Source organism: Natronincola peptidivorans (genome assembly GCF_900111615.1).
In the GTDB taxonomy this organism is placed as follows: Bacteria; Bacillota; Clostridia; order Peptostreptococcales; family Natronincolaceae; genus Natronincola_A; species Natronincola_A peptidivorans.
In genome coordinates, this window is sequence record NZ_FOHU01000047.1 from 1 (window position 1) to 3,124 (window position 3,124).

Consider the following 3,124-nt stretch of genomic DNA (forward strand, 5'->3'; position numbering starts at 1 on the left):
AGTTACTTGAAGTTAGGAAAAATAATAACCACTAATTATAATAATTGTACATTTTGAGATTATAAATTTTGTGCATTTCGGGATTGACATTTACACACCTCCTGTTTGAATGACAATTTCCACATTTTCTGGTAGTTTAACCGCTAAAATTTCTTCTAGATCAGTGGTTGCAGAGCCATAAAAAGTCTCTAAATCGCTACCGCAAAGATACCAATAAATCGCCCATTCCGTGTCACTGCTTAGCTGTGTGCTTACCTGTGTACTTTCTTCGCCGCCGCATGTAGTTAGTAATACTATTAAAATACCAATCAGAAGCATTGCCAATATTTTATTACGCTTATTTTTCTTCACAGCAAATCTCCTCCTTAGATCCTTAAAATCTCATTAATAATTCCTATTACCATGCTATCAAATTTATCTATGAAAAAATGTCCCTTGCATGAATCGACGTTTTTTCGTCATGAAAGGACTTTTCGTCATAAAATGACTATCTTAAAATAGTCATTTTATGGTATAATTCATATGTAAACTCATACTATTAGGAGTGTTTTTATGTTGTGAATAGCTATTTGCGATGATACCATAGGGGATCTTTCAAATATATCAATTATTCATTTCAAGTTGAAGCTTAATGGAGGAAAAAACACATGATGGATTATATAAGGTCTTTGCTTAGTTTTATTTTCGCTATTACCGTGATGTATATGCTTTTGGATTGCGAAATTAAACACAAGAAGAACCGCTATCTGCTGGGGCTTTATGCAACTGTCGTGCTAATTTGCGATGGGTTTATAATGCTAAAATTCGGGTATGCCCATTTCATGAAACTATATCCCCTTCTTGTCCACCTTCCCGTATTTTTAGGATTTGTGATTGCATCAAAGTTCAAACCAATTAAGGTATTTTTTGTTCTTTTGACACTAGTTGCGATTAGTACGTCTTTCTCTTTTGTAGGACTTATTATTTCATATTTTTTTGACTCCAGCAGAAAAGTTGTCAACATTGTTGCCTATATTCTGTATCTACCCGCGGGGCTTATTATTTACAAGTATGTTCGTCCTCTATTTATTTACATGATGGACAACACAGATAAAGGCTGGTTAGGATTTAGCCTTATACCCCTTTCATACTCTGTGCTTATTTATTCTATTGGAATGTATAATTTGGACAATGTGGCAATTGGATCAATGATTAAGGATGCTGTCCTGCTCTTTATTTTGGTTTTTTCAGCTTATTTTCTCATTCTGCGATTTTTCAGACAAACCAGAGAACAGCTCACCCTGCAAAACGAACAAAATTTACTAAAAATGCAAGTAGCCTCGGCACAGGTGCATTTGGAAGAATTAAAAGAATCTCAAGAAAAAACCCTCATTTATCGCCACGATATGCGACACCATCTTGATATGATAAGTTCCTACCTTGCGGACAACAACAAGACAGAGGCGCAAAAATACATTACAGCGATAGAAAAAAACATTGAGGATGCAGTGGTTAAAAAGTATTGTAACAATTACTCTGTCAATTTGATTCTATATTCTTACATAACGAAGGCCAAAGATGAGCTAATTAGAGTTGAAACCCAGATAGATCTGCCAGAGAAAACCGCCATTTCCGATATGGACCTTTGCGTTTTTTTTGCAAACACCCTTGAAAATGCCATTAATGCCTGCAAAAGCATTCGCAGCAACAAGGACAAAATTATAAAAATTGTCTCAAAAATCAATAATAATAAGGTTTATATACAAATCACCAACAGTTTCGATGGGACAGTCATATTTGTTGACGACATGCCTATAAGTACCGAGGAGGGCCATGGCCTGGGAACCAAAAGCATAGTAGCGGTAGCACAAAAATACGGTGGAGTATATTCCTTCACTACAGAAAATGGAATTTTTAAAACAAGTATTATCCTGTAATAATTGGTACATTGTAATAATGTAAGTAATTAATGAACTTCTCCCAGAAACGTCAAAACTAGACCCTGAAGGAATTACTCTCTACTAGGTCTAGTTTTTGTTTTAGCTTGGATTAACCTTATTAAAGACCTAAATCTTTTCTCATGGCATCCATTTTTGTTGAAAATTCTATGAAGAGGTTATCACTTTCATCTAACATATCAAATGCAGCATTTATATCTTCTTCTTCAGCATCTAAATCAGTTAAAACTAATAATATATCTACATAAGCTAATTCCCTTATTTCGACAGCCTTAAAAAAGATGTTATGCAATTCCTGAACTTCAGTAGTTTCGGGGGTATACGCTTCCAGTTCTTCAAAAAGCAATGCGTTACGGATAAGGTTTTCTTTTAACACTGTTGCTAAAACGTCCCCATCACCAGTTTGTACTGCCTCTGTGTAATGGATCACGATTTCTTCATTTAGAGGTACAAAGTTTGTAACTGCATGATTATTAATATAATCTTTTAAATCATCTTTGACAGCGTTATTAGCAGGTGCAGCATCGCCACCACCACATGCGGTTAGAGATACTAGCATAAATAGAACCGTTAGTGCAATTGCTAAATATTTAATTTTTTTCATAATTTTAATCTCTCCTTTAATTTTCAAAATAATGACATAAACGTTATTTGATCTTTTTTTGCGATTTAGTTTATCGTTTTTTGGATTTGAATCCTCCTTTCCTAATTTAACTCCAATATTCCTACTAAAAATCTCCCCTATTAAGAAAATTTTTGGCATCAATCTTCTTTATATGATAGCAAAAAATATTAGGAATTAGTTGCCAACTGCATGAAACGGTTATTTTTCGTCATGAAATGTATACCCTAAGCAAAGCCCCAACCGAAGATACGGTTAGGGCTTATGCTGTAATATAATTAGTTGCGGTATTGCCGAGGCAATCCTTATCAGAATTTAAGACCTATCGAAGGAAGTAAAGGAACTGTCCCTATGCTTAATACTTCCTATTCAAGTCAAATATGTTGATAACTGATAGCAGGCATCGATGTCCTTCGTAATAAAGATAGGCTCTTTATTCTCATAGCCCAGCCTTGCCAGCACAGCAGAACCGTCAGGCCGCGCCAAAAATCCAATAAATGGATAAGGTAATCTTGATATAGCATGCATAGAATCGCCCATAATAGTAGTAAGGAGGGTGATAGTA

The 3,124-nt window shown here is 34.9% G+C and carries 4 protein-coding genes; 1 reads left to right on the forward strand and 3 read right to left on the reverse strand.

Going from position 1 to position 3,124, the window contains the following annotated elements:
• Nucleotides 1-90: 90 nt before the first annotated feature.
• Nucleotides 91-351 (reverse strand): hypothetical protein, encoded by a 261-nt coding sequence (locus BMX10_RS17605; protein WP_090447093.1) that lies wholly within the window; start codon nucleotides 349-351, stop codon nucleotides 91-93.
• Between the two features lie 296 nt (nucleotides 352-647).
• Between BMX10_RS17605 and BMX10_RS17610 the strand changes: the two genes are divergently transcribed.
• Nucleotides 648-1,916: an ATP-binding protein gene (locus BMX10_RS17610; RefSeq protein WP_090447095.1), complete on the forward strand. Its 1,269-nt coding sequence runs from the start codon at nucleotides 648-650 to the stop codon at nucleotides 1,914-1,916.
• A 121-nt stretch (nucleotides 1,917-2,037) separates the two neighbouring features.
• Here BMX10_RS17610 and BMX10_RS17615 read toward each other — a convergent pair whose 3' ends face one another.
• A complete protein-coding gene (locus tag BMX10_RS17615) occupies nucleotides 2,038-2,700 on the reverse strand; it encodes a hypothetical protein (protein WP_090447097.1) in 663 nt (220 codons plus the stop codon).
• Nucleotides 2,701-2,928: 228 nt separating this feature from the next.
• The coding region (locus BMX10_RS18150) for a hypothetical protein (RefSeq protein ID WP_170834891.1) at nucleotides 2,929-3,124 on the reverse strand (196 nt) is incomplete at its 5' end.